This window comes from Pseudomonas mosselii, assembly GCF_003205295.1.
GTDB lineage: Bacteria > Pseudomonadota > Gammaproteobacteria > Pseudomonadales > Pseudomonadaceae > Aquipseudomonas > Aquipseudomonas mosselii_B.
The window spans coordinates 120326-141225 of sequence record NZ_QJRP01000011.1 but is presented as its reverse complement, the minus strand read 5'-3'; the positions used below and the strand labels follow the sequence as shown (position 1 = coordinate 141225).

The following is a 20900-nucleotide window of genomic DNA, read 5'->3' as shown; positions in this document are numbered from 1 at the left end:
ATCGCGGGGCAGCCCGCTCTCACGAATGTGAGAAGCGGGCTTGCGGACGAGTCAGGTATGGTTGATATCGCGATCCTTGGTTTCCGGCAGGAAGAAGATCCCCAGCACCGCGGTCATCACCGCGATCACGATCGGGTACCACAGCCCGTAGTAGATATCACCGGTGGCCGCGACCATGGCGAAGGCCACCGTCGGCAGGAAGCCACCGAACCAGCCATTGCCGATGTGGTACGGCAGCGACATTGAGGTGTAGCGGATCCGCGCCGGGAACAGCTCGACCAGCCAGGCGGCGATCGGGCCGTAGACCATGGTCACGTAGATCACCAGGATGCTCAGCAGCAGCAACACCATCGGGTAATGGATCTTCGCCGGGTCGGCCTTTTCCGGGTAGCCGGCTTCTTTCAGGGCCGCCGTCAGGGTGGCGGTGAAGGCATCGCTTTGGGTCTTCAGGTCCGCCGCGGCCAGGCTGCTGCCCTCGAAGCTCGGGATCACCCGCTCACCGATGCGGATCTGCGCCACGCTGCCAGGCTCGGCCTTCTGGTTCTCGTACGGGATCGCCCGCTTGGCCAGCAGGCTCTTGGCGATATCGCAGGAACTGGTGAACCGGGCCTTGCCCACCGGATCGAACTGGAACGCGCACTGTCCGGGGTCGGCCACCACCACCACCGGGTTCTGCTCCTGGGCGACGAACACATCCGGGTTGCCGTACTCGGTCAGCGCCTTGAAGATCGGGAAGTAGGTCAGCGCGGCGATGATGCAACCGGCCATGATGATCTTCTTGCGCCCGATGCGGTCGGACAGGCTGCCGAAGAAGATGAAGAACGGTGTGCCGATCAGCAGCGAGCCGGCGATCAGCAGGTTGGCGGTCTGCGGATCGATCTTCAGCGTCTGCAGCAGGAAGAACAGCGCGTAGAACTGCCCGGTGTACCACACCACCGCCTGCCCGGCGGTGCCGCCAAGCAACGCCATGATCACCACCTTGAGGTTGTCCCAGCGGGCGAACGACTCGGTAAGCGGCGCTTTCGACGCCTTGCCTTCGGCCTTCATCTTAATGAACACCGGCGACTCGTTGAGCTGCAGGCGGATGTACACCGAGATCGCCAACAGCAGGATCGACAGCAGGAACGGGATGCGCCAGCCCCAGGCCTCGAACGCCTCAGTGCCCATGGCGGTGCGGCAGGCCAGGATCACCAGCAGCGAGAGGAACAGGCCGAGGGTCGCGGTGGTCTGGATCCACGCGGTGAAGAAGCCACGCTTGCCCTTGGGCGCATGTTCCGCCACATAGGTGGCGGCGCCGCCGTATTCACCACCCAGCGCCAGCCCTTGCAGCAGCCGCAGGCTGATGAGGATCACCGGCGCGGCCACGCCGATGGTCGCGTAACTGGGCAACAGCCCCACCACCGCTGTGGACACCCCCATGATCACGATGGTGATGAGGAACGTGTACTTGCGCCCGATCATGTCGCCCAGACGGCCGAACACGATGGCACCGAACGGCCGCACGGCAAAGCCGGCGGCGAAGGCGAGCAAGGCGAAGATGAACGAGGTGGTTTCGTTGACCCCGGCGAAGAAGTGCTTGGCGATGATCGCCGCCAGTGATCCGTAGAGGTAGAAGTCGTACCATTCGAATACGGTGCCCAAGGACGAGGCGAAGATGACTTTGCGCTCCTCCCGGGTGATGCCACGTTGGGGCGCGCTACTGCCCGTGGATGCGCTGTCAAGGACCGCCATGGGTCGCCTCCGTCTGGTTGTGGTAGACCGGAGTGCTCCATCAGATCCCAAAGCACGCACCCAGGCCCAACGGCATTGCAGGCTGCGCGAAGCACGACGAGGCATCGGCCTCGGATCGCGGCAAGTCACCTCAAGCATAATCGGCCTTTGAACGATATCCACTCGCATGAGTGTTTATCGACCAAAACAGACAGGAAGCCCGGAATGAACGAACGACAGGACAGCGCTTGGCGGGGGCGACTCTGGCTGGCCGATGACCATTGCCTGCTGCTCGGCACGCCTGGGCGCACCAGTGTCCACGCCCACTATGCCCACCAGGTGCTGCTGCCCCTCGAGGGCGAGGCATGCGTTGAGATCGCTGGCGAACAGTGCAGCGGCAGGTTGCTGGCCATCGAGTCGCTGCAGCCCCACGCCATGCCCGGGCATCAGACACCCTGCATCACCTTGTTCGCCGAACCCCTGGCGTTTTCCCTGCAAACCCTGCTCGACGTCTGTCAGCAGGCGCCCCGTGATATCCCGGCCCTGGCCCAGGCGTTGCGCCAGGCGCCGCGCCAGCCGCTCGACCCACGCCTGGCACGGGCCCTGGCGCGGATCCGGGCGCTGGACGAGCAGCGCCTGCCAGCCACGACACTGGCGCAGGAAGCCACGGTGTCGATCAGTCAGCTGGAGCGCTTGTTCAGCGACAGCCTAGGCCTGTCGGTACGACGCCTGGTGCTGTGGCAACGCCTGCGCATGGCCCTGCGTCAGGCCCTTGACGGCATGTCCCTGACCGAGGCGGCCATGGCTGCGGGCTTTGCCGACTCGGCACACCTGTCCCGCAGCCTGCGTCAGCAATTCGGTATCCGCGCCAGCGAGGCCCTGCGCCACCTGCGTTCAGACACGCTGGCCTAGAGCCTGGCGCAGACTGTGCGGCAGTGGCGCCGGCGGCTGCACCGTGGCCTTCAGACGAAACGGCTCACGCAGCTGTGCCAGGTACGCTTGCGGGTAGTCCGGGCGATCACCGATGCCCATGTCGTCATCGGCCAGCCCATAGCTCGGCAGGTGCAGCGCGGTCCCCAGCAGGCGATCCCACAGCGGGAAGAACAGGGCGAAATTGACGTCGCCCAGCCTGCCATACTTCAGGTGGTGCAGCCGGTGCACGGGCGCCCAGGCGAACAGATGGCGCAGGCCGCCGATGCGCATGTCGACATTGCTGTGCTGCAGCAGCAACTGCACCGAGATACTGAAAGCCAGCAGCGCCGCGACATCCTGCGGCAAGCCCAGCAACAGTAACGGCAACACCCCGCCCAGGGCTTCGGCCAGCAGGTGCAGCGGGTGCTTCATCAGGCCATTGAAGCCGTACAGCCGGGTCACGCTGTGATGCACCGCGTGCAGGCGCCAGAGCAACGCGCTGCGGTGGCTGGCGTAATGCACCAGGGTGATGCCCAGGTCGGCCAGGGGCAGCGCCAGGAGCAGCTGCCACAATACGGGCCAGTGACTGGGCCACACCCCGCTGGCCGGCAGCCAGCCAGCGAACAGCGGTATCACAGCGATGCTGGCGATGTTGAGCGTTTCGTTGACTAGCGCGTGCAGGCCGTCACGCCCGCCCTCCCCGTCGGCCTCGCTCCAGGCGGGCTTGTAGGGATACAGCGCTTCGCAGGTGAACGACAGCAGGATCGCCACGCCGAGCAGGGGCAGCAGCCAGAGGATGTCGGCGCCGAGGTCGATCAGGTAGACGGCTGTACCGATAAAACCGAGGAAAAAGCAGGGGGCGTAGAGGATGCGCATGGAAGGCTCCGGTCATGGATGGAGCCGCCAGTGTTGCCGAGAGCCTGAGCGTGACGCTTGAACGAACGGCGCATTTCCTGTGTAACGACTATCTTGGGCCGTACGCCCACCCTGTAGGAGCGGCCTTGCCGAGGCGTCGGACCGGTCGGAAAGGGCCGCAGAGCGGCCCCGGGATTTCAACATCAATCGCCGGGGCTGCTGCGCAGCCCTTTCGCGGCACAAGGCCGCTCTCATGGAACAAACCGTAACTCATTGATTTAGCTAGCCCCTGTGGGAGCGGCCTTGTGTCGCGAAAGGGCCGCATAGCGGCCCCGGCAATATCAGCTTGGTGCGCAGATCTGGGGGCGCTTCGCACCCCTTTCGCGACACAAGGCCGCTCCCACAGGGGGACAGTTCCCTGCGCGACAGCGCAGCCCCCAAAGGGCTGGGCGATCTCCTACAGGGGTCGTCGATCATTACCGAACACTCTAGATTCGCGTCGCCAATTGACGACGCATCTCGTCATTGGCGCCCTGGGCCTGCGCCAGTATCGCCCGCAAGCCTTGCACCTGGGCGTCACGCTGCTGCAGTTGCTCGTCCAGCAACCGGCACTGGGCCGTTGCCTGGCGCTGCTCGGCGAGCAGGCGTTCGTTGTCGCGATGCAGGCGGGTCAGTTCATCCTGGCGGGCGATGGCGCCCTGCTGCAGAGTCTGCAACTGGCCCTGCAACTGGCGCGCCTGGGTCTCGCTCCGGCGTTGCTCCTGCTGGCGCTGTTCGAGGCTGGCGCGCAGTTGCTCGTCCTTGTCGGCCAAGCGCGCTTGCAGTTCGCCCTGGGACTGGCGGAGGCCGGCACTGTGCAACTGTTCGGCCTGCAAGGTGGCCTGGCTGGTGGCCAGGCGCTCTGACTCGGCCCGCAGCGCACCACTCAAGGCCTCGACCTGGCGCAGCGCGCTGGCCAATTCGCGCTGGGCCAGTTGCAGCTCGGCCTGCATCGCCGCGCAACGGGCCTCTGCGGCGGCCTCGGCGGCGTCGATGCGCGCCTGTCCTTCCTCCTGCAACTGCGCGGCCAGCCGCTCGACCATCCTCCCCAGCGGTTCGCTGAGCGCCGCACTGTTGCCCAGCATTTGCACCGGCTGACGATCAAGCTCCTTCAGGTAGCGGTGAATGGTGGTCTTTGACCCGGTATTACCCAGTTCGATACGTACCGCATCGATACTGGGGTGTTCGCCGCGGGCCAACAGCGCTTGCCGCGCCTGCTGGACAGCTGCTTGGTCGATGCCTACACGCGCCATTGCTCACTCCATCGTTACATACCATGGCATGTACCATGTAATTTCGGTAAATAGTGCACGCTGCGCAGTGCCTTTTCAAGCGCGTCGGTAGCAGGTCATCCAGCGGACCTCTTCGCCGCCCTCTTCCAGGGTGGTCTGCACGCTGTACGAGCAACTGGGCTTGCTCGCGGCATCCAGTTCGATATCGGACAGTTTGGTGCGTCCGATGATGCGCTCCTGCTCCTCGGTGGACAGCGCCTCCCAACCGGTCATGTCATGCAGGCACTTCTGCCCCAGTACATAGCTGCCGCCGATGAACGCCGGGTTCTCGGTGCCGTCGACAAAACCAATGATGCTGCGCATGTCGAAATAGCGAAAACCCTGCACCTCATCGACCACCGTCACTGCCTGCCCCAGGCACTTGACCTGCAACGCGGCCAGCTCGAAGCACAGGTCCATGTGCTCGGCGCGAATATGCAGGAGGATGTCGCCCGACGTGGCCACTGCCTTGCGTGCGCCACTGCCGAACTCGCGAAAGGCATGCAGGCCGGCTGCGGGGTGCCGAACAGCCGCGCCCAGGCCGACGCCGAAAAACCGACGAACCATCACGGTCGCTTTGGTATAGCACAACCCGCTTGAATATCCGCCCCTCATAGATGAGATCTATCACCTCATCCAGGCTATCGATTTGACCGCGTCAAATTGCCTCAGCTAACGTGCCGCCCGCTTCGAAGCCGCCCCCCGCTGTCAAACCCCGATCCACGGCCTGAGCCGTCGTCCTTGCGTTCGAGTTGTTGAAATGTCTGTGAATACCCCCTCCCGGATCACCGAGCTGGTCATAGAAGCCGGCACCCGCAAAGCCCATCTGCCCACCCGCGCCACCCTGATCCTAGGCTTCTTGGCCGGGGCATTCATTTCCCTGGGCTTCCTGCTGGCGATCCACGTCAGCGCCATGATCCCCACGCCATGGGCCTCATTCGGCACCCTGCTGGGCGCCGCGGTGTTTCCCATCGGCCTGATCCTGGTGATCCTGGCCGGAGGCGAACTGCTCACCGGCAACATGATGAGCCTGCCCCTGGCGATGTTCGCCGGGCGTATCCGCCTGCGCGCGGTGGCACGCAACTGGGCCCTGGTGACCCTGGCCAACCTGCTGGGCGCGTTGTTCGTCGCCTACTGCTTCGGTCATCTGCTGGGGCTGACCGAGGGGCCGTACCTGGGCAAGACCCTGGCGGGCGCCACCAGCAAGGTCAGTGCGGATTTCCTGCATGCGTTCGTTTCCGGCATCGGCTGCAACTGGCTGGTGTGCCTGGCGGTATGGCTTTCGTACGCCAGCCGCGAGATGAGCGGAAAGATCCTCGGCATCTGGTTCCCGATCATGGCCTTCGTCGCCATCGGTTTCCAGCACGTGGTGGCCAACATGTTCCTGATCCCGGCGGCGATCTTTGCCGGCTACCTGAGCTGGGCCCAGTTGCTGGAAAACCTGGCGGCGGTGTTCCTGGGTAACGCTGTGGGTGGGGCGATCTTCGTCGGCCTGGCCTACTACGTCTCGTTCGGCGTACCGGCGCAGGAACAGGGCGCGCTGCAGTAACCGGCTTCAGCCACCGCCCTCGCGGCCCGGGCGAGGCGCTGCACGGCCTGGCGGCGGGTGACTCAGCTGTCCTGGCCCAGCACGTAGCGGTCGAAGTGCTGGATATGCTCATCGAGGTTGTCCTCGAGCATCATCCGGTACTGCTCGCAGAAGTACTTCAGCAGTTCTTCCCGCGCTGCGGCCATTTCCTGCGCGGACTTGAAGCTGCGCGCGGTCATCCAGGCATTGAAACGGCTGGCGGCGAAGGTCATCGAAGCGCTGACCTTGCCAAGATCCTCAAGCTTTTCGATCTGTTGGTTGGCCAGCTCGATATGCGCGTCGGCGCGGTCGTAAAAGGCCTGGTCGGTGGCTTGTGCCATGTCATCTACCTATTGGAAGCGTTGGGGTCAGGCCGTCTTGGCCTGAACGGTGAACAGGCTGGCCCCCAGCGTCATGAAAGACACGCCGAACAGACGGTTCATCAGGCGCGCGCGGTTCGGCGCGGCCAGCCTGCGCTTCAGGGCCTGGGCCAGGGTGACATAGAAAGCGTGGGACAGCATCGAGCACAGGGCGAAGGTGACTACCAACAGGCCGAGCTGGCCATCTGCGCCGTGGCCGGTGCGCATGAACTGCGGCAGGAAGGCGGCGAAGAACAGGATCGCCTTGGGGTTGGTCAGCGCGACCGTTACACCATTGAGCAGCAGCCGGCGATTGCTGGCGATGGCCTTGGCCGGCTGCTCCAGTTGGTCGAAGGCGCTGCTGCGGCTCCTCCACTGCTTGATGCCCAGGTAGATCAGGTAGCTCGCGCCGAGCACCTTGAGCAGCAGGAAGGCCGTGGCCGAGGTCTGCAGCAACACGCCGAGGCCGGCACTGGTGGCGGTGGACACCACCAGCAGGCCGAAGGCATTGCCGAGCGAACCGAGCATCGCCCGCCTCGGCCCGTGGGACAACGAATTGGACAGGGCCATGATGACCCCGGGGCCTGGCGACAGGGTCACCAGCATCGAGACAACGACAAAACCGAACCAATCGTGAAGCGACATCCTTGTACATCCCCGGACCGATAACGTGAGGCGGCGACTGTAACAGGATGCTGCGCCCAGCGGAAAGGTGAAGGACAGGCGTTCCGTGTGTCAGCTCAAGGCTGCGGATCGGCCACCAACGCCCCCGTTCGACGCCCCTGGCGCCCCACATCAGCGCCAGAGGCCACGAAATCATCCTGGCGCAGTACCACCAGCGCCAGCAGCGACGCCACGCCGGTGCCCACGTAGAAGTACCACGGCGCGGTAATATCCCCGGTCACCTTGATCAGCCAGGTGGAGATCAGCGGCGCGCTGCCGCCGAACACCGCCACCGGGATGTTGTAGGCCATGGCGATGCCGGTCGAACGGATGCGCGTCGGCAGCAGCTCGCTCATCAGCGCATAGGTCGACGAGGCGTACAGCCCGAACAGGATCGCCACCGCCATCAGCGGCCAGAACAGGGTGGCCGGGGTGGCGCCGGGCGCGGTCTTGAAGAACCAGTACATGGCCAGGGTAGCCAGGGTGCCGATCACCATCAGGAACGGCTTGCGCCCGTAGCGGTCGGTGAAGGCGCCGCCAAATGGCATCACCAGGGCCGCTGACAGGCTGGCGACGAACACATAGAGCAAGGTGGTGCCGCTGTCGAACTTCAGTGTGTTGGACATGTAGGTCGAGGCGAAGGTCAGCACCAGGTAGAAGATCGAGCTGTGCAGGGTGATGATGAAGAACACCAGGGCGATGGAGCGCTTCCACTGCCACACCTCGCGCAGCGGCGCCTTGGAGGTCTGCCCGGCTTCCACCAGCGCCAGGAACTCCGGGCTGTCCTCGAGCTTGAGGCGAATGTACAGCGAGATGAAACCCAAGGGGCCGGCGATCAGGAACGGGATGCGCCAGCCCCAGTCCTGCATCAGCTCGGCGCCCAGCGCCCAGGTCATGCCATTGGCCACGGCGCCGCCCAGCAACAGGCCGAGCACCGCGGTGACCATCAGCCAGCAGGTGGCAAAGCCCCGGCGACCGGGGCCGGCGTACTCGGAAATGAAGCTGGTGATGGTGCCGATCTCACCGCCGGCGGAGAAGCCCTGCACGCAGCGGATCAGCACCAGGATCACCGGTGCGGCGATGCCGATGCTGGCGTAGGTCGGCAGCAGCCCCAGCAGGAAGGTGGAGCCGGCCATCATCACCAGCACCGTGATCAGCGTGCGGCGGCGGCCGATCTTGTCCGCCAGCGGGCCAAAGAACAACCCGCCCAGCGGGCGGATGAAGAAGCTCAGGGCGAAGGCTGCGAAGCTCGCCAGCAGGCTGCTGGTGGGGTCGTCGGAGACGAAGAAGGCCTTGCCGATGTACAAGGCCAGGAAGCCGTAGACGCCGTAATCGTACCACTCGATCAAGTGGCCGGTAGTGGCGCCGATAAAGGCGCGGCGTCGCTGGCGCTGGGTATTGCCGGGTGACATGCCCATGTCGGGAACTCCTGTCGTGGTGCTTTCCATGAAAGTTGCGGGTCAGTGGCTGGCGAACGCCCCGTCGGGGTCCTGCAGCCACTGGCGCACCTGGGTCTTGAGAATCTTGCCGTAGCTGTTCTTCGGCAGCTCGGCGCAGAACAGGTACTTCTTCGGTTTCTTGAACGAGGCCATGCGCGCCAGGAACCATTGGTTGAGCGCCTGGGCATCGAGGCTGCCCGGTGTGCGCGGCACGACGAAGGCCACCACCGACTCGCCCCATTCGGCGTCGGCCTCCCCCACCACGCAGGCCTCGAACACCTCGGGGTGCTGGATCAGCACTTCCTCGACTTCGCGCGGGTAGATGTTGCTGCCGCCGGAGATGATCACATCCTTGCTGCGGTCGGTCAGGGTCAGGTAGCCGCGCTCGTCGAGGTAGCCGATGTCGCCGGTGCGCAGCCAGCCGTCCACCAGGGTCGCCTGGGTGGCCTGCGGGTTGTTCCAGTACCCCAGCATCACCACCGGCCCGCGCACGCTGATCTCGCCGGGTTCGCCGGCCGCCTGCGGCTGGCCGGCGCCATCCACCACGCGCACCTCGACACATGACTGCGCCCGCCCCACCGAAGCGGCGATGGCGGGCCAGCCAGCCTGCGCACGGTCGGCAATGGCCTGGCGCGAGAGCGCGCTGATGGTCATCGGGCATTCGCCCTGGCCGTAGATCTGCACCAGCCGCGGGCCGAAAGTGTCCAGGGCCTCGGTGAGGTCGGCCAGGTACATCGGGCCGCCGCCATAGACGATGGTCTTGATACCCCCGCCGTCATAGCCCTGCTGGCGGGCCTGCTCGACCATGCGCTTGACCATGGTCGGCGCGGCGAAAAGGCTGACCTGCCCCAGGGTCTGCGCCAGGCCGAACAGCTCGGCGGCCTGGAAACCCCGGGACAACGGCACCACGTGCCGGGCGCCGCAACGCACGTGGATGAAGTTGTACAACCCGGCGCCATGGGACATTGGCGCAGCGTAGACCACGGCGTCGCCGGCGCTCACCGGGTCGACATCCAGCGGATAGCACAGCGACATGGCGACCAGGTTGCCATGGGACAGCATCACGCCCTTCGACCGCCCCGTGGTGCCGGAGGTATAGAACAGCCAGGCCAGGTCGCTGTCCAGGCGCGAATGCGGCTGCGCCAGTTCATCGCTGTCGAGCGCGCCGGGCGCAGCCAGGGCAGGCAAGGTGAGTTCACGGCAACCGTCTGGCAGGGGCGCGCCGGCGAAGACCTCGCCCTCGTCGGTATGGATCAGGCGCGCTCCGGCGTTACCGACGATCCAGGCCGCTTCCAGGGCATGCAGCTTGCTGTTGATCGGCACCGCCACCGCCCCGCTCCACCAGATGGCGTAGAGCAGTTCCAGGTAGGCGCAGCTGTTCTTCATCAGCAGCGCCACCCGGTCGCCCGGTTCGATGCCATGGGCGTGACGCAGCTCCAGCGCCCGTGCCCGCACGCGGGCGGCGAACGTCCGGTAGTCGGCGACCTGGCGCTGCCCCTCGAACAGCGCCGGACGCTCGGGCCAGCGCTGGGCCGCATCCTGCAGCCAATGGGCGATGTTCATCCTCAGACCCTGACGGCTTGCAGCACGCTGGCATAGTTGGCCACCGCCATGCCGCCCATGTTGAACAGCAGGCCGAACTCGGCGTTGGGCACGCCCAGGCCAATGGGCTTGCCGGTCAACTGGGCGAAGCCCAGGGCATGCATCGACACCCCGGTGGCGCCCACCGGGTGGCCCTTGGCCTTGAGCCCGCCAGACAGATTCACCGGCAAGCGCCCACCCTGACGCACAATGCCGTCGTCCAGCGCTCGGTGCCCTTCGCCCCTTGGCGCCAGGCCCATGGCCTCGTAGATCAGCAGTTCGGCAATGGTGAAGCAATCGTGCACCTCGGCGAAACTCAGGTCGTTCAGGGTCACCCCCGCCTCGCGCAGCGCCCCGTGGATCGCCCGTTGTGGCCCCTCGAAGGCGAGGATGTCGCGGCGTGACAGCGGCAGGAAGTCGTTGACCTGGACCATCGAGCGGATCGCCACCTGGCGCCGCATCGAACGGGCGCGCTCGGGCGAGGCCAGGATGATCGCCGCCGCGCCGTCACTGATCAGCGAACAGTCGGTCAGGCGCAGGGGCGCCGCGATCAGCGGGTTGCCCGGCGACACCTGGTTGCAGTGTTCGAAGTCCATCACCCGGTGCATCTGCGCCAGCGGGTTGGCCATGGCGTTGGCGTGGTTCTTCACGGCGATGGCCGCCATCGACGCCAGCGGGCTGTGGTAGCGCTCGCTGTACTGCTGTGCCACCTGGCCGAACAGCTGGGCAAAGCTCAGCCCGGCCTCCTGCAGGGCGTTCTGGTAGCCGGCGCCGGCCAGCGCCCGGGTGACCTCGACCGTGCTGTTGCCGGTCATCTTTTCCGCGCCGACCACCAGCACCAGTTCGGCGGCGCCGCTGCGGATCGCGTTGATTCCGGCCTGGATCGCCGCCGAGCCCGAGGCGCAGGCGTTCTCGCAGCGGGTGGCGGGCTTGAAGCGCAGTTGCGGATCGGCCTGCAGCATCAGCGAGGCCGGGAAGCCGTCGGCCACCAGGCCCGAGTTGAAATGGCCGAGAAACAGCGCGTCGATCTCGGCGGCGTCGATGGCCGCATCCTGCAGGGCATCGCGGGTGACCTGGACGATCAGGTCCTCGAGGTTCAGGCCATCCAGACGGCCAAAGGGGCTGTGCGCGGCAGCGACGATGGAGATGGAATCGTGGAGCATGGTGGTTTTCTTCTGTCCTTGAAGCGGGTATTGCATACAATGTGGCAGTACCCGAATCCCACGCTAGTTGGGGCAACTACGTACGCGAGTAAGTAGTGAGCCGTACGGGACATGACCCCAAGCACCAAGGCAGGAAGCCTGATGACCGCACCCACCCACGCCTCCCCGGACCTCGAGCGCCTGGCGTTCCAGGTTTCACCCGCGCCGCAACTGATCACCGGCCACCGGCGCATGCTCGACTGCAACGAGGCCTTCGCCCGGCTGTTCGGTTATACCCGCGAAGAACTGCGCGGGCACCTGACCTTGCTGCTCTACCCTTCCCACGCCGACTACCAGAGCATCGGCGAACGCAGCGAGCACTGGCTGCGCAACGGGCTGGGCGCCTTCTACTCCGACGAACGCTTCATGCAGCACCGCAACGGCGAGGTGTTCTGGGCCAGGGCCCAGGGCTTCACGCTGACGGTGGAGGATCCGTTCAAGCTGATGATCTGGCATTTCGAACGGCTCGACCGGCAGCCGGCGCCGACGGTGCAATTGACGCCGCGGGAGCGTGAGATTTCCTTGCATATCGTCAACGGGCTGACCTGCAAGGAAGTGGCGCGGCAGCTGGGGATCTCGCATCGGACGGTGGAAGTGCATCGGGCGCGGTTGATGAAGAAGTTGCAGGCCAAGAACAGTGCGGAGCTGGTTTCGAAGATTATTTTTATCAGCTGAATGGCGGGCGTGGGAGACTTGCCTGGGCAGTGTGCATGACGGCGCAGGTGTTCAGGACCGACTCAAGGAGCGTGAAGGTGATGCCTGGCTCGTGCATCGACAGCATCAAAAATATACTTCCCAGCCGACGACTAAAAAATCACGTGATTTCATTGCCCAGCGCAAACCAGGAAACGTTGTCTGCGCTGGGCAACAATAGCAAAGATCAAACCATTAGCGGCCGCCATTGTCACGGACATAAGCCTCGCACGCTGCGAAACTCGCGGGTCCAAAAACACGGGCATATACTGCAGGAACGACGGCGTCGCACGCCGATACCTGTAACGTATCCGTTCCAATCCACGAGAAAACACAAAACCCGGTATCTGTCGCAGCAGGCAGAGCCTGCTGTGTTTCCGGAACATGTATTTCTTGAATTTCTACGTTATGTTTACCATCGGCATCCAGAATCGTGATGATTTTTGAAGATGCTGGAAAAGGGAACATTTCCTTGCGGCAAAATGGTGTAACCGCGGGAAGCAAGACGTCAGGCACCCAAAAATAAAAACCGAACATCGGTGGATAGATAAAGAAGGGTAGCTGCTCGATATCGACCTTTATATTGGCTGCAGAAGTGGTACCGACCGCAGCAATCTCGACCCAGTCACCAAAACGACGGGCCTTGTATTCCGCACGCCCAAGTTCCTTTTTAGCCATGACTATATCCCTGCCCTAGAAGTTATCCAAGATCATTTAGAATGGAAGTGTTTGCTCAAACTGAAATCAAGGTACGACCTTATCTAAAAGCAAGCCACTGCCAAATTTATTCGTGAGCGTCGCTTCGAAACAACCTTCAATTTCAAGCTCTTTTTTTGTGAAGGTGATGGTAACCATGCCCGGCAGCATCTTGCACGTATCAGGCCTGACTCTAACCACGGTCAGCTCAACGGGCGACACCCCTGTAAAGCCCTTGTTTACTTGAACTTCAAAGTCCTCCTTGCGGGTGCATCCATTAGACATGACATACAGCTCAATGGTGTCCTCATCAATCTTGAAACCGCGCAGCAACTCCAATACTTTCTGTATCTGTCCTTCAAGAGACATGATATCTTTCCTTTGGCAGATAGCGCCCATCACGTATCCCGCCCAGCTTGCCATTTAAGTATTACGAGACATCAGGTCGCCTGGCGGAACCCCTTTTAGTAGTTACTAACGAGTCTCCATACTACCCTGCACCCTCACTCTAGTTGACAACAAAGAGAATGGAGTATTTGTTTAGAAATAAATGGAAATTAAAAGCCGCCACGTTGCTTCCACCCCTATCTCACCGCTCGACTTGCGTTTCATACCTCCCTCAAATGCGCTTCACACCAATGAGAGACGCCAGGCAGTGCTGTCCAGTCGCCCGAAAGACTGAATCATCGCGTGGCCGGAGTTGAACACCGCCACTGAACCGGACCTTGCAATCCCCCCGCCACACCGAGACAATGCGAGCAATTACCATTTACATCCTGGATCCCGCTCTATGTCGACGCTCGACCGCTCGGCGCTTCACCAGCTGTACAGCGAAAACAACGGCTGGTTGAAAAGCTGGTTGCGCGCGCGCCTGGGCAATGCCGCCGATGCGTCCGACCTGGCCCACGACACCTTCCTGCGGGTCATGACCGCCCGCAACCAGGCGCCCATCCGCGAGCCGCGCAGCTACCTCAGCGCCATCGCCCGCGCGCTGCTGATCGACAAGGTTCGCCGCCGCGCCATCGAGCAGGCCTACCTGCAGGCCTTGGCCCTGCGCCCGGAGCCGGTCGAGGTGTCGCCGGAGATTCGCCTGTCGATCATCGAGATGCTGGTATCGGTCGATGCAATGCTCGACGAGCTCGGCCCCAGGACCCGCGACATCTTCCTCGCGGTGCAACTGGAAGGGCTGACCTATGCGGCGGTCGCCGAACGCTTCGACGTCTCGATCACCACGGTGAAAAACCACCTGATCCGGGCCATGACCCGCTGCCTGCTGGTGGTCGAGAGCTGAGGGCTGGTCAATGGATATGAAGACACTCGAAGCGGCCGCGACCTGGTACGTGCAGCTCAATGACGGTGATGCCGACACTGCACGGACCCAGGCCTGGCAGACGTGGCTGGCCGCAAGCCCGGCGCATGCCGAAGCCTGGACGCGAGTGGAGAAGCTTCAGCGACAATGGGCAATGGTGCCACGCCAGGCCGCGCTGTCGGGTTTGGGCGCGGCCCAGGCGCAGCGCCGCGAGGTGCTGAAAGTACTGGGCATGCTGCTGGCCGTCGGCGGCGGCAGCTGGCTGGCCAGCGAACAGGTGCCCTACAGCGCCCTCCTCGCCCAGCAGCGCACCGGCAGCGGCGAACGGCGCTCGCTGCGCCTGGAGGATGGCTCGCAGCTGGAGCTGAACGTCGACACCGCGCTGGATGTGCGTTTCGATGCGCAGGTACGGGCGATCCAACTCTATCGCGGCGAGATCCTGGTCAGCACCGCCAGCGACCCCGCCCGGCGTCCGTTCATCGTGCACACCGACAACGGCAGCGTGCGGGCGCTGGGTACGCGGTTCAGTGTTCGGCAGTTACCGGAGCAGACACGGGTCGGCGTATTGCAGTCGGCCGTCGAGATACGCCCCCGGCACCACCTCGACCGGGTACTACGCCTGGACGCCGGGCAACAGGCCGGCTTCGACCGCGACACGTTTGCCCGTGCCCAACCCCTGCCCGCCGACTCGACGGCCTGGGTGCAGGGCATGCTCAGCGTCAACGACTGGCGCCTGGGTGACTTCATCGACGAGCTCGCCCGCTACCGAACCGGCGTGCTGCGCTGCGCCCCGGCCATTCGCGGCATGAGCATTTCCGGCTCGTTCCGTATCGACGACACCGATATCGCCCTGGCGAACCTGCCCAAATCCCTACCGGTGAAGCTGCGCTACCTGAGCCGCTACTGGGTGAGCGTGGAGCCTGCCTGAACCCTGCACGAAAAAAGTTTTCCGCAATCTTGCTGATTTCGATTCTCGTCCGTCCATGACACAAGCCGCGACGACAGCGACTTTCCGCCATGACACGCAAGGATCACCCAATGCCCGCTCCCCACCCCACCGCCCGCCTGCGCCTGGCCATCCGCCGGTTCGCCTTTGGTCTGTCCCTCGCCAGCGTGCCCTGCGCGCTGCTAGCGCCGGCCCACGCCATGGCCAGCAGCCAGAACACCTACCATATCGCCGCCGGCCCCCTGGGCAATGCGATCACCCAGTTCGGCGTGCAGGCGGGGGTAACCATCTCGTTCGACACCGAGCAGACCCGCCACCTCAACACCGCCGGACTCGACGGCAGCTACAGCTTCGAGGAAGGCCTGCTGCGCCTGCTCGCCAGCAGCGGGCTGCAAGCCCAGCGCCAGGGCAACGGCGGCTATGTGCTGGTCCCGGCCGACAACGGCGCGGCGATGGAGCTGGGGCCGTTGACCATCGACGCCAACCGCCTCGACGCCACCAGCGAGGGCACCCAGTCCTACGCCGCGCGTGCGGTAACCATCGGCAAGGGCGTGCACACCCTCAAGGAGACGCCGCAGTCGGTCACCGTCATGACCCGCAAGATGCTCGACGACCAGAACCTCAACACCCTGGAGCAGGTGCTGGACAAGACCCCCGGCATCACCGTCTACGACTCGCCCATGGGCGGCAAATACTTCTACTCCCGTGGTTTCAACCTCGACGGCCAGTACCAGTACGACGGCGTGCCGCTGGATGTGGGCGGCAACTATGTGCAAGCCAACAGTTTCTCCAGCGACATGGCCTTCTACGACCGCGTCGAGATCCTCAAGGGCGCGGCCGGCATGATGAAGGGCTCAGGCTCCTCCGCCGGCGGCGTCAACTTCGTGCGCAAGCGCGGCCAGGACAAGGCCCATACCACGCTGACCCTGTCCGCCGGCACCTGGGACAACTACCGTGGCCAGGTGGATGTGGGCGGCCCGCTCAACGCGTCGGGCACCGTGCGCGGCCGCGCCGTGGCCACCCTGCAGGATCGCCAGTATTTCTACGACAACGCCAAGCGCCAGGACCAGGTGCTGTACGGCGCCCTCGACTGGGACGTGACGCCCGACACCACCCTGGGCGTGGGCCTTGCCTATGAAGACGTCGATGCCTCGCCGTGCTACACCGGCCTGCCCCGCTACGCCGACGGCAGCGACCTCAAGCTGTCGCGCTCTACCTGCCTGGGCGCCAGCTGGAATGACCAGCAAAGCCAGCGCATCACCGGTTTCGCCGATCTCAAGCATCGTTTCAACGACGACTGGACGCTGAACTTCGCCTCGGTCTACACCCACAATAACCAGAACATCGAGTACGGCTATTCCGAGGGCGCGGTACCGGTCGGCGCCAGCAGCGCCGGAATGCGCCGTATTGTCGGCCGGTTCGACTACGACCAGGACGACTACGGCTTCGATAGCTACGTCGACGGCAAGTTCGAGGCGTTCGGCCTCGAGCACGAGCTGATCGTGGGCGCCAACGCCAGTCGGCAGAAGACCCACGACTACTTCGCGCTGATGCCGCTCGGCGGCACCCAGAACCCCTTCGACCCGTCAGGGGCCTTCCCGCATCCGTCCAAGGACGAATTCCTGGCCAACCCCAGCCGTGGCGGCAGCGCGCCCAGCGACTCCACCACCAGCCAGTACGGCACCTACGCCACCCTGCGCCTGAAGCTGGCCGAGCCGCTGACCCTGGTGCTCGGCACGCGGGTCAGCTGGTACCGCAACCAAAGCGACTCCTACACCCAGGCCTGGGACTACTGGGTACACAACCGCAGCCAGGAGAACGGCCAGGTCACACCCTTCGCCGCGGTGCTCTACGACCTCAACGACGAGTGGACCGCCTACGCCAGCTACGCCGATATCTTCCAGCCGCAGAGCAACCTGGTGAATGCCCAAGGCCAGGCCCTGCAACCCAAGACCGGTGCCAACTACGAGCTGGGGATCAAGGGCGAACTGTTCGCCGGCGCACTCAACACCGCCTTCAACCTGTTCCGCACGGTCGAGGAGCACCGCGCCGAAACCGACTACGCCGCCACCTGCATGGGTTCGGGCGACCAGTACTGCTACACCGACAGCGGCAAGGTCCGCGCCCAGGGCTTCGAGGCCGAAGTCAGCGGCTCGCCAATCGAGCGCCTGGAGCTGCTGGCGGGCTACACCTATACCCAGACCAAATACCTGAGCACCATCAACCAGACCGACCCGACCGAGCTCAACTTCACCTCCAGCTTCATCCCGCAGCACATGCTCAAGGTCTGGGGCGACTATCAGCTCGACGGCGCGCTCGAGCGCTGGACGGTCGGTGCCGGAGTTTCCAGTCAGAGCGACAACTTCCGCCGCCAGGGCAACCTGAGCATCGAGCAAGCGGGCTACACCCTGTGGAGCGGCCGCGTGCAGTACCGCCTCGACGAACACTGGAGCCTGGCGTTGAACGGCAACAACCTGCTGGACAAGCGCTATTACGCGACCATCGGGGCTGCTGGCTGGGGTAACCACTACGGTGAGCCGCGTAACTTCATGGTGACGCTCAAGGGGAGTTTCTGATGGGTGCAGGGTCGGCGCAGTAAGGGCCAGGCCTTCAGGGTGTTCGCCACGAAGGCTTTTGCGCCTGTGAGATCGAGCGCCGCGCGGGCGGCGCTCGATCTCACAGGCGCTGCAAGGGTTGCGGCGTACACCTGGAGGCCCTCACTCAAGCACCTTGAGAAGGCTGTCCACAAGCACGCCAACGACTCATTGCCCGCGCACTGCTCCCGGCTCGAGGAAAGCCGCAACAGCGCTGGCAAACCGCTCCGGCTGATCGAGCATGACGAAATGAAAACTGTCATCGATCCGAGTGAAATGGATATCAGGTGTCGCGGCATAGGCCCGACGGAACACGGCATCGACGCTGGTTGCAGGCACGCCGTAGAAAGCGTCGTATGCATACACGACTTCAACCGGAGCGCTGATGCGACCGAGCTCGGGCCGCAGATCGGTGACCATCAACTCATACACCGCGTCGGCCACGGTCTTGCGATCGGAGCTGATTCCCGCAGAAACCAACCCTGGTCTGACCGCCTCGGTTTTAGCGAGTCGGGCTATAGATGCCGTCTGCATTGCTTCGCTCTGCTCCGGCGATGCAGCCAACAACGAACTGCGCATCGCTGCAGCCTGCACGATAGCGGTTTCGCTGGTGGCCGAAGGATCGATCAGCAACGTATAGAACGGCAACGCATCGACGATCATCAAGCGGCCGACCTGATCGGCATGGCGAGCCCCCAGCATCAATGCAACCTCTCCCCCCAGCGAATGGCCGATGATCACGGGTGCCTCGATATGCTGGGTGCGGATGTAGTCAGCAATTGCCTCGGCCACCGGAGCGACCACTGCCCCTTCGCTATCGGACACCGCAGGCAAACCGGCGAAGCCTGCGAGCTGCACGAGGTGAAGGCGGTGGTTCTGGCGTAAGCGAGTAACAAGGTCAGCCCACACCTCGCGGGACGAAGCCAGCCCCGGAATCAGGATCACATCCCTGCCCGCGCCTTCGACCTGGACCGAGATACGCTGCTGGTCAGTGTTTAACGGAGACGAAGGCTGGCCGGCTGACGCCGATAGCGACGCCGACATCAACGACAAGGTGGTCGCGACTATCGCGAGGATCATTGCGATACGCATCGGACTCCCCTCTCCAAGCGATGTACTTTCTGTTTCATGGCCACTCCTTTGACTGATGAGAGCCAGGCACTATACGGGCTTGTCGCCACGAAAGAAGGTGTTTAGGGCATTCGAATATGGTCTGGGTCGGTGCGGCGGCCCACCCAGACCGCCGGCCTTTGTTTCACACCTTCTTCAACATCCCCATATGCGCATCATCCATCAATGCCTTGGCCATATCGCCCAGGTAGTGCGATGCCCAGACCAGCACCGGTTCGTTGTCCATCACACCAATGAAGGAAGCCCGGCGTGCACTGTCGAGCAGCACGGAGGCCTGCTCCATGGCGTGGCTCGCGCAGTTGCCGGGCTCTACGCGGAACAGGGGCGCGCCTTTAGTGGCACCTTCCAGGCAAGTGCAGCTGCCGACGGTCCAGCCGAGCTGGCCGTGGTCTGCTGGTTTCGTTGTCCATTTGCGAAATCCTCTCTCGTGGAGCTAACCGTCACTCAATGATTTAGGCCGAGCCTGTGGGAGCGGCCTTGCGTCGCGAAAGGGCTGCGCAGCGGCCCCAGCAATTTTGATTGCGGCGCGGAACCTGGGGCCTGTGGCAGCTCTATCAGTGCAATGTGAATGACGGCGGTCGCGCACTCATCTGGAGCTGGGCCAAAGCCGACTCCAGCAGCATGCGGGTGGCATCAAGCTCGTGCATCATCGTCAGCATCACCAGGGTGGCCGGTGATTTTGGCAGGTGGCTGATCGACTGATGGGCGACGGCCAGTGCGCACATGACGTACTCGGTGGCCTGGACGAGGGTATCCTCGAGGAGATTGGGGGATTCGGTGGACGGTGGTGGATCCGGGACGATCTTGAGCATAAACACCTCGCAATGCATTAGTCAGACCGCCACCTCTTCACTTGCAGGTGAAGGGTGGTAGCTACGTGCAGGTCTGCAAGACCGGGGCATTACGAGGCAAAAACCCGGCTGACCAAAAGGTCACCCGCACGTAGCCACCATAAAGCGAGACCCACTACTCAACGCCGAGGCTCATGGTGAGCACCATCGTAATACCGCGCAGGCTTGCAGACCGGCCGAAACAGGTGCAAGGCCGCTCCAGGATCCTACTCTCGCCCCTCAAATCGTCGTCTGCTCAGGAACAACCCTATGCCGAGCGGCACTGCAAGGGCAGACATCAATCCCAGGTCAAAGCTCTGCAAACGAGTCTGGCTCAGCGCAACACAACCAATCAGTCCAGCAATGACCAACGCAACGCCTAGCCACTTGCGCAGCAAGTATGGCCTCATGAACCGTTCAAATAGAAAAGCCAGTGCAACGAAGATGACTGCCTGCGTAAATTCGGACATGTGCACCTCCTCTCAAGCCCTGATGATAAGTGATTCGGCAGTACGCTGCGGGCCAATCCCACCACTTACCTGAGCCTGAATGCTCACGACTACGTCACCAGCATGGTAGGTGGGTAAGACGTCATTAACGTAAGAGCGCACGCCCATACCTACAGCAGTACCGGCGGCAAGCCCTGCTACTGGCCCGGCCAGATTGCCCACAGCACGGGCAGCACCACCGAAAGCGGAGAGCGCCAGGTTAGCAATGCTGGTGCGCTGGGTATTGAGGGTGTCTGCTTGTTGACGGGTCAGCGGTTTGGAAATACCTACCATCATCACGCAGGGACAGTCGGGCATCCAGATGCAGCTGAAAGTTGACACGATCCCTATAGGAGCGGTCTTGTGCCGCGAAATGGCTGCATAGCAAGAAGCCGAAACTCATGGGTCGGGGAAAATCTTCATGTTGAAACCCTCTAGTTATGCTGATCAGCCCGCAACTCATCGCTTGCAAACGAAGGGGTGGCGGCCACGTACGGGCCTGCAAGACCGGGGCAACTAGAGCAAGCCCGACTGACCCGAAGGCCACCCGTACGCAGCCACCGTAATGCACGGCCAATGCCTTGAGACCAATGGCAATGGGTGGTGCTGATCTAG

General features: G+C 63.6%; 21 protein-coding genes and 1 pseudogene. 6 read left to right on the top strand and 16 right to left on the bottom strand.

Translation table 11 applies throughout. The annotated features are described in order from the left end of the window. Positions 1-51 precede the first annotated feature (51 nt). Positions 52-1731: an MFS transporter gene (locus tag DMX06_RS13345; RefSeq protein ID WP_110737758.1), complete on the bottom strand. Its 1680-nt coding sequence runs from the start codon at positions 1729-1731 to the stop codon at positions 52-54. Between the two features lie 204 nt (positions 1732-1935). Between DMX06_RS13345 and DMX06_RS13340 the strand changes: the two genes are divergently transcribed. Next, positions 1936-2622 (top strand): helix-turn-helix domain-containing protein, encoded by a 687-nt coding sequence (locus tag DMX06_RS13340; protein WP_110737756.1) that lies wholly within the window; start codon positions 1936-1938, stop codon positions 2620-2622. Here DMX06_RS13340 and DMX06_RS13335 read toward each other — a convergent pair. From DMX06_RS13335 to DMX06_RS13325, 3 genes and pseudogenes are all read right to left on the bottom strand, one after another. Further along, positions 2605-3498 (bottom strand): sterol desaturase family protein, encoded by an 894-nt coding sequence (locus DMX06_RS13335; protein ID WP_110737754.1) that lies wholly within the window; start codon positions 3496-3498, stop codon positions 2605-2607. The two genes, DMX06_RS13340 and DMX06_RS13335, sit on opposite strands and share 18 nt — an antisense overlap. A gap of 467 nt (positions 3499-3965) precedes the next feature. Next, positions 3966-4769 (bottom strand): DNA-binding protein, encoded by an 804-nt coding sequence (locus tag DMX06_RS13330; protein ID WP_110737752.1) that lies wholly within the window; start codon positions 4767-4769, stop codon positions 3966-3968. 102 nt (positions 4770-4871) lie between these two features. Beyond that, a pseudogene (locus DMX06_RS13325) lies at positions 4872-5344 on the bottom strand (Dyp-type peroxidase); the annotation flags it as partial. A 203-nt stretch (positions 5345-5547) separates the two neighbouring features. On the opposite strand from DMX06_RS13325, the gene DMX06_RS13320 reads away from it, so the two are divergent. After that, positions 5548-6336 (top strand): formate/nitrite transporter family protein, encoded by a 789-nt coding sequence (locus DMX06_RS13320; protein ID WP_110737750.1) that lies wholly within the window; start codon positions 5548-5550, stop codon positions 6334-6336. Positions 6337-6398: 62 nt separating this feature from the next. Here the strand turns inward: DMX06_RS13320 and DMX06_RS13315 are convergent, their stop codons facing one another. The 5 genes from DMX06_RS13315 to DMX06_RS13295 form a co-directional block, all read right to left on the bottom strand. Further along, positions 6399-6695, bottom strand: coding sequence for a DUF3144 domain-containing protein (locus DMX06_RS13315; RefSeq protein ID WP_110737748.1), 297 nt, complete (start codon positions 6693-6695; stop codon positions 6399-6401). A 27-nt stretch (positions 6696-6722) separates the two neighbouring features. Further along, positions 6723-7358 carry a LysE family translocator gene (locus DMX06_RS13310; RefSeq protein WP_110737746.1) on the bottom strand — a complete coding sequence of 212 codons (636 nt, stop codon included), beginning with the start codon at positions 7356-7358 and terminating at the stop codon, positions 6723-6725. Positions 7359-7453: 95 nt separating this feature from the next. After that, a complete protein-coding gene (locus DMX06_RS13305) occupies positions 7454-8794 on the bottom strand; it encodes an MFS transporter (RefSeq protein WP_110737744.1) in 1341 nt (446 codons plus the stop codon). Positions 8795-8836: 42 nt separating this feature from the next. Next, complete coding sequence (locus tag DMX06_RS13300) at positions 8837-10378, bottom strand: class I adenylate-forming enzyme family protein (protein WP_110737742.1); 1542 nt, start codon at positions 10376-10378, stop codon at positions 8837-8839. A gap of 2 nt (positions 10379-10380) precedes the next feature. Then, on the bottom strand, positions 10381-11559 hold the full coding sequence (locus tag DMX06_RS13295) for an acetyl-CoA acetyltransferase (protein ID WP_110737740.1): 1179 nt from the start codon (positions 11557-11559) through the stop codon (positions 10381-10383). Between the two features lie 141 nt (positions 11560-11700). On the opposite strand from DMX06_RS13295, the gene DMX06_RS13290 reads away from it, so the two are divergent. After that, on the top strand, positions 11701-12273 hold the full coding sequence (locus DMX06_RS13290; protein ID WP_110737738.1) for a LuxR C-terminal-related transcriptional regulator: 573 nt from the start codon (positions 11701-11703) through the stop codon (positions 12271-12273). Between the two features lie 213 nt (positions 12274-12486). Here the strand turns inward: DMX06_RS13290 and DMX06_RS26130 are convergent, their stop codons facing one another. Together DMX06_RS26130 and DMX06_RS13285 are read right to left on the bottom strand one after the other, a co-directional pair. After that, positions 12487-12969 (bottom strand): hypothetical protein, encoded by a 483-nt coding sequence (locus DMX06_RS26130; protein WP_146232206.1) that lies wholly within the window; start codon positions 12967-12969, stop codon positions 12487-12489. Positions 12970-13035: 66 nt separating this feature from the next. Next, positions 13036-13356: a hypothetical protein gene (locus tag DMX06_RS13285; RefSeq protein ID WP_110737736.1), complete on the bottom strand. Its 321-nt coding sequence runs from the start codon at positions 13354-13356 to the stop codon at positions 13036-13038. Between the two features lie 421 nt (positions 13357-13777). Here DMX06_RS13285 and DMX06_RS13280 point away from each other — a divergent pair, with 421 nt between their 5' ends. From DMX06_RS13280 to DMX06_RS13270, 3 genes are all read left to right on the top strand, one after another. Beyond that, entirely contained in the window at positions 13778-14278 is a 501-nt protein-coding gene (locus DMX06_RS13280) for a sigma-70 family RNA polymerase sigma factor (protein ID WP_110737734.1), read from the top strand. Between the two features lie 10 nt (positions 14279-14288). After that, positions 14289-15224 (top strand): FecR domain-containing protein, encoded by a 936-nt coding sequence (locus DMX06_RS13275; RefSeq protein ID WP_110737732.1) that lies wholly within the window; start codon positions 14289-14291, stop codon positions 15222-15224. A gap of 110 nt (positions 15225-15334) precedes the next feature. Then, positions 15335-17818, top strand: coding sequence for a TonB-dependent siderophore receptor (locus DMX06_RS13270; protein ID WP_110737730.1), 2484 nt, complete (start codon positions 15335-15337; stop codon positions 17816-17818). Between the two features lie 186 nt (positions 17819-18004). On the opposite strand, the gene DMX06_RS13265 is transcribed toward DMX06_RS13270, so the two are convergent. The 5 genes from DMX06_RS13265 to DMX06_RS13245 form a co-directional block, all read right to left on the bottom strand. After that, positions 18005-18928, bottom strand: coding sequence for an alpha/beta fold hydrolase (locus tag DMX06_RS13265; protein WP_110737728.1), 924 nt, complete (start codon positions 18926-18928; stop codon positions 18005-18007). A 163-nt stretch (positions 18929-19091) separates the two neighbouring features. Beyond that, positions 19092-19250: a DUF3077 domain-containing protein gene (locus tag DMX06_RS13260; protein ID WP_258378851.1), complete on the bottom strand. Its 159-nt coding sequence runs from the start codon at positions 19248-19250 to the stop codon at positions 19092-19094. Between the two features lie 271 nt (positions 19251-19521). Then, positions 19522-19779 carry a hypothetical protein gene (locus DMX06_RS13255; RefSeq protein WP_110737806.1) on the bottom strand — a complete coding sequence of 86 codons (258 nt, stop codon included), beginning with the start codon at positions 19777-19779 and terminating at the stop codon, positions 19522-19524. Between the two features lie 245 nt (positions 19780-20024). Continuing rightward, complete coding sequence (locus tag DMX06_RS13250; protein ID WP_062574276.1) at positions 20025-20267, bottom strand: hypothetical protein; 243 nt, start codon at positions 20265-20267, stop codon at positions 20025-20027. Positions 20268-20279: 12 nt separating this feature from the next. Further along, positions 20280-20582, bottom strand: coding sequence for a hypothetical protein (locus tag DMX06_RS13245; protein WP_181427821.1), 303 nt, complete (start codon positions 20580-20582; stop codon positions 20280-20282). Positions 20583-20900 lie beyond the last annotated feature (318 nt).

Excerpts from the sequence above, each read along its gene's own strand:
- DMX06_RS13345 (WP_110737758.1), bottom strand. The coding sequence starts at position 1,731 with ATGGCGGTCCTTGACAGCGCATCCACGGGCAGTAGCGCGCCCCAACGT.
- DMX06_RS13340 (WP_110737756.1), top strand. The coding sequence starts at position 1,936 with ATGAACGAACGACAGGACAGCGCTTGGCGGGGGCGACTCTGGCTGGCC.
- DMX06_RS13335 (WP_110737754.1), bottom strand. The coding sequence starts at position 3,498 with ATGCGCATCCTCTACGCCCCCTGCTTTTTCCTCGGTTTTATCGGTACA.
- DMX06_RS13330 (WP_110737752.1), bottom strand. The coding sequence starts at position 4,769 with ATGGCGCGTGTAGGCATCGACCAAGCAGCTGTCCAGCAGGCGCGGCAA.
- DMX06_RS13320 (WP_110737750.1), top strand. The coding sequence starts at position 5,548 with ATGTCTGTGAATACCCCCTCCCGGATCACCGAGCTGGTCATAGAAGCC.
- DMX06_RS13315 (WP_110737748.1), bottom strand. The coding sequence starts at position 6,695 with ATGGCACAAGCCACCGACCAGGCCTTTTACGACCGCGCCGACGCGCAT.
- DMX06_RS13310 (WP_110737746.1), bottom strand. The coding sequence starts at position 7,358 with ATGTCGCTTCACGATTGGTTCGGTTTTGTCGTTGTCTCGATGCTGGTG.
- DMX06_RS13305 (WP_110737744.1), bottom strand. The coding sequence starts at position 8,794 with ATGGGCATGTCACCCGGCAATACCCAGCGCCAGCGACGCCGCGCCTTT.
- DMX06_RS13300 (WP_110737742.1), bottom strand. The coding sequence starts at position 10,378 with ATGAACATCGCCCATTGGCTGCAGGATGCGGCCCAGCGCTGGCCCGAG.
- DMX06_RS13295 (WP_110737740.1), bottom strand. The coding sequence starts at position 11,559 with ATGCTCCACGATTCCATCTCCATCGTCGCTGCCGCGCACAGCCCCTTT.
- DMX06_RS13290 (WP_110737738.1), top strand. The coding sequence starts at position 11,701 with ATGACCGCACCCACCCACGCCTCCCCGGACCTCGAGCGCCTGGCGTTC.
- DMX06_RS26130 (WP_146232206.1), bottom strand. The coding sequence starts at position 12,969 with ATGGCTAAAAAGGAACTTGGGCGTGCGGAATACAAGGCCCGTCGTTTT.
- DMX06_RS13285 (WP_110737736.1), bottom strand. The coding sequence starts at position 13,356 with ATGTCTCTTGAAGGACAGATACAGAAAGTATTGGAGTTGCTGCGCGGT.
- DMX06_RS13280 (WP_110737734.1), top strand. The coding sequence starts at position 13,778 with ATGTCGACGCTCGACCGCTCGGCGCTTCACCAGCTGTACAGCGAAAAC.
- DMX06_RS13275 (WP_110737732.1), top strand. The coding sequence starts at position 14,289 with ATGGATATGAAGACACTCGAAGCGGCCGCGACCTGGTACGTGCAGCTC.
- DMX06_RS13270 (WP_110737730.1), top strand. The coding sequence starts at position 15,335 with ATGCCCGCTCCCCACCCCACCGCCCGCCTGCGCCTGGCCATCCGCCGG.
- DMX06_RS13265 (WP_110737728.1), bottom strand. The coding sequence starts at position 18,928 with ATGCGTATCGCAATGATCCTCGCGATAGTCGCGACCACCTTGTCGTTG.
- DMX06_RS13260 (WP_258378851.1), bottom strand. The coding sequence starts at position 19,250 with ATGGAGCAGGCCTCCGTGCTGCTCGACAGTGCACGCCGGGCTTCCTTC.
- DMX06_RS13255 (WP_110737806.1), bottom strand. The coding sequence starts at position 19,779 with ATGCTCAAGATCGTCCCGGATCCACCACCGTCCACCGAATCCCCCAAT.
- DMX06_RS13250 (WP_062574276.1), bottom strand. The coding sequence starts at position 20,267 with ATGTCCGAATTTACGCAGGCAGTCATCTTCGTTGCACTGGCTTTTCTA.
- DMX06_RS13245 (WP_181427821.1), bottom strand. The coding sequence starts at position 20,582 with ATGATGGTAGGTATTTCCAAACCGCTGACCCGTCAACAAGCAGACACC.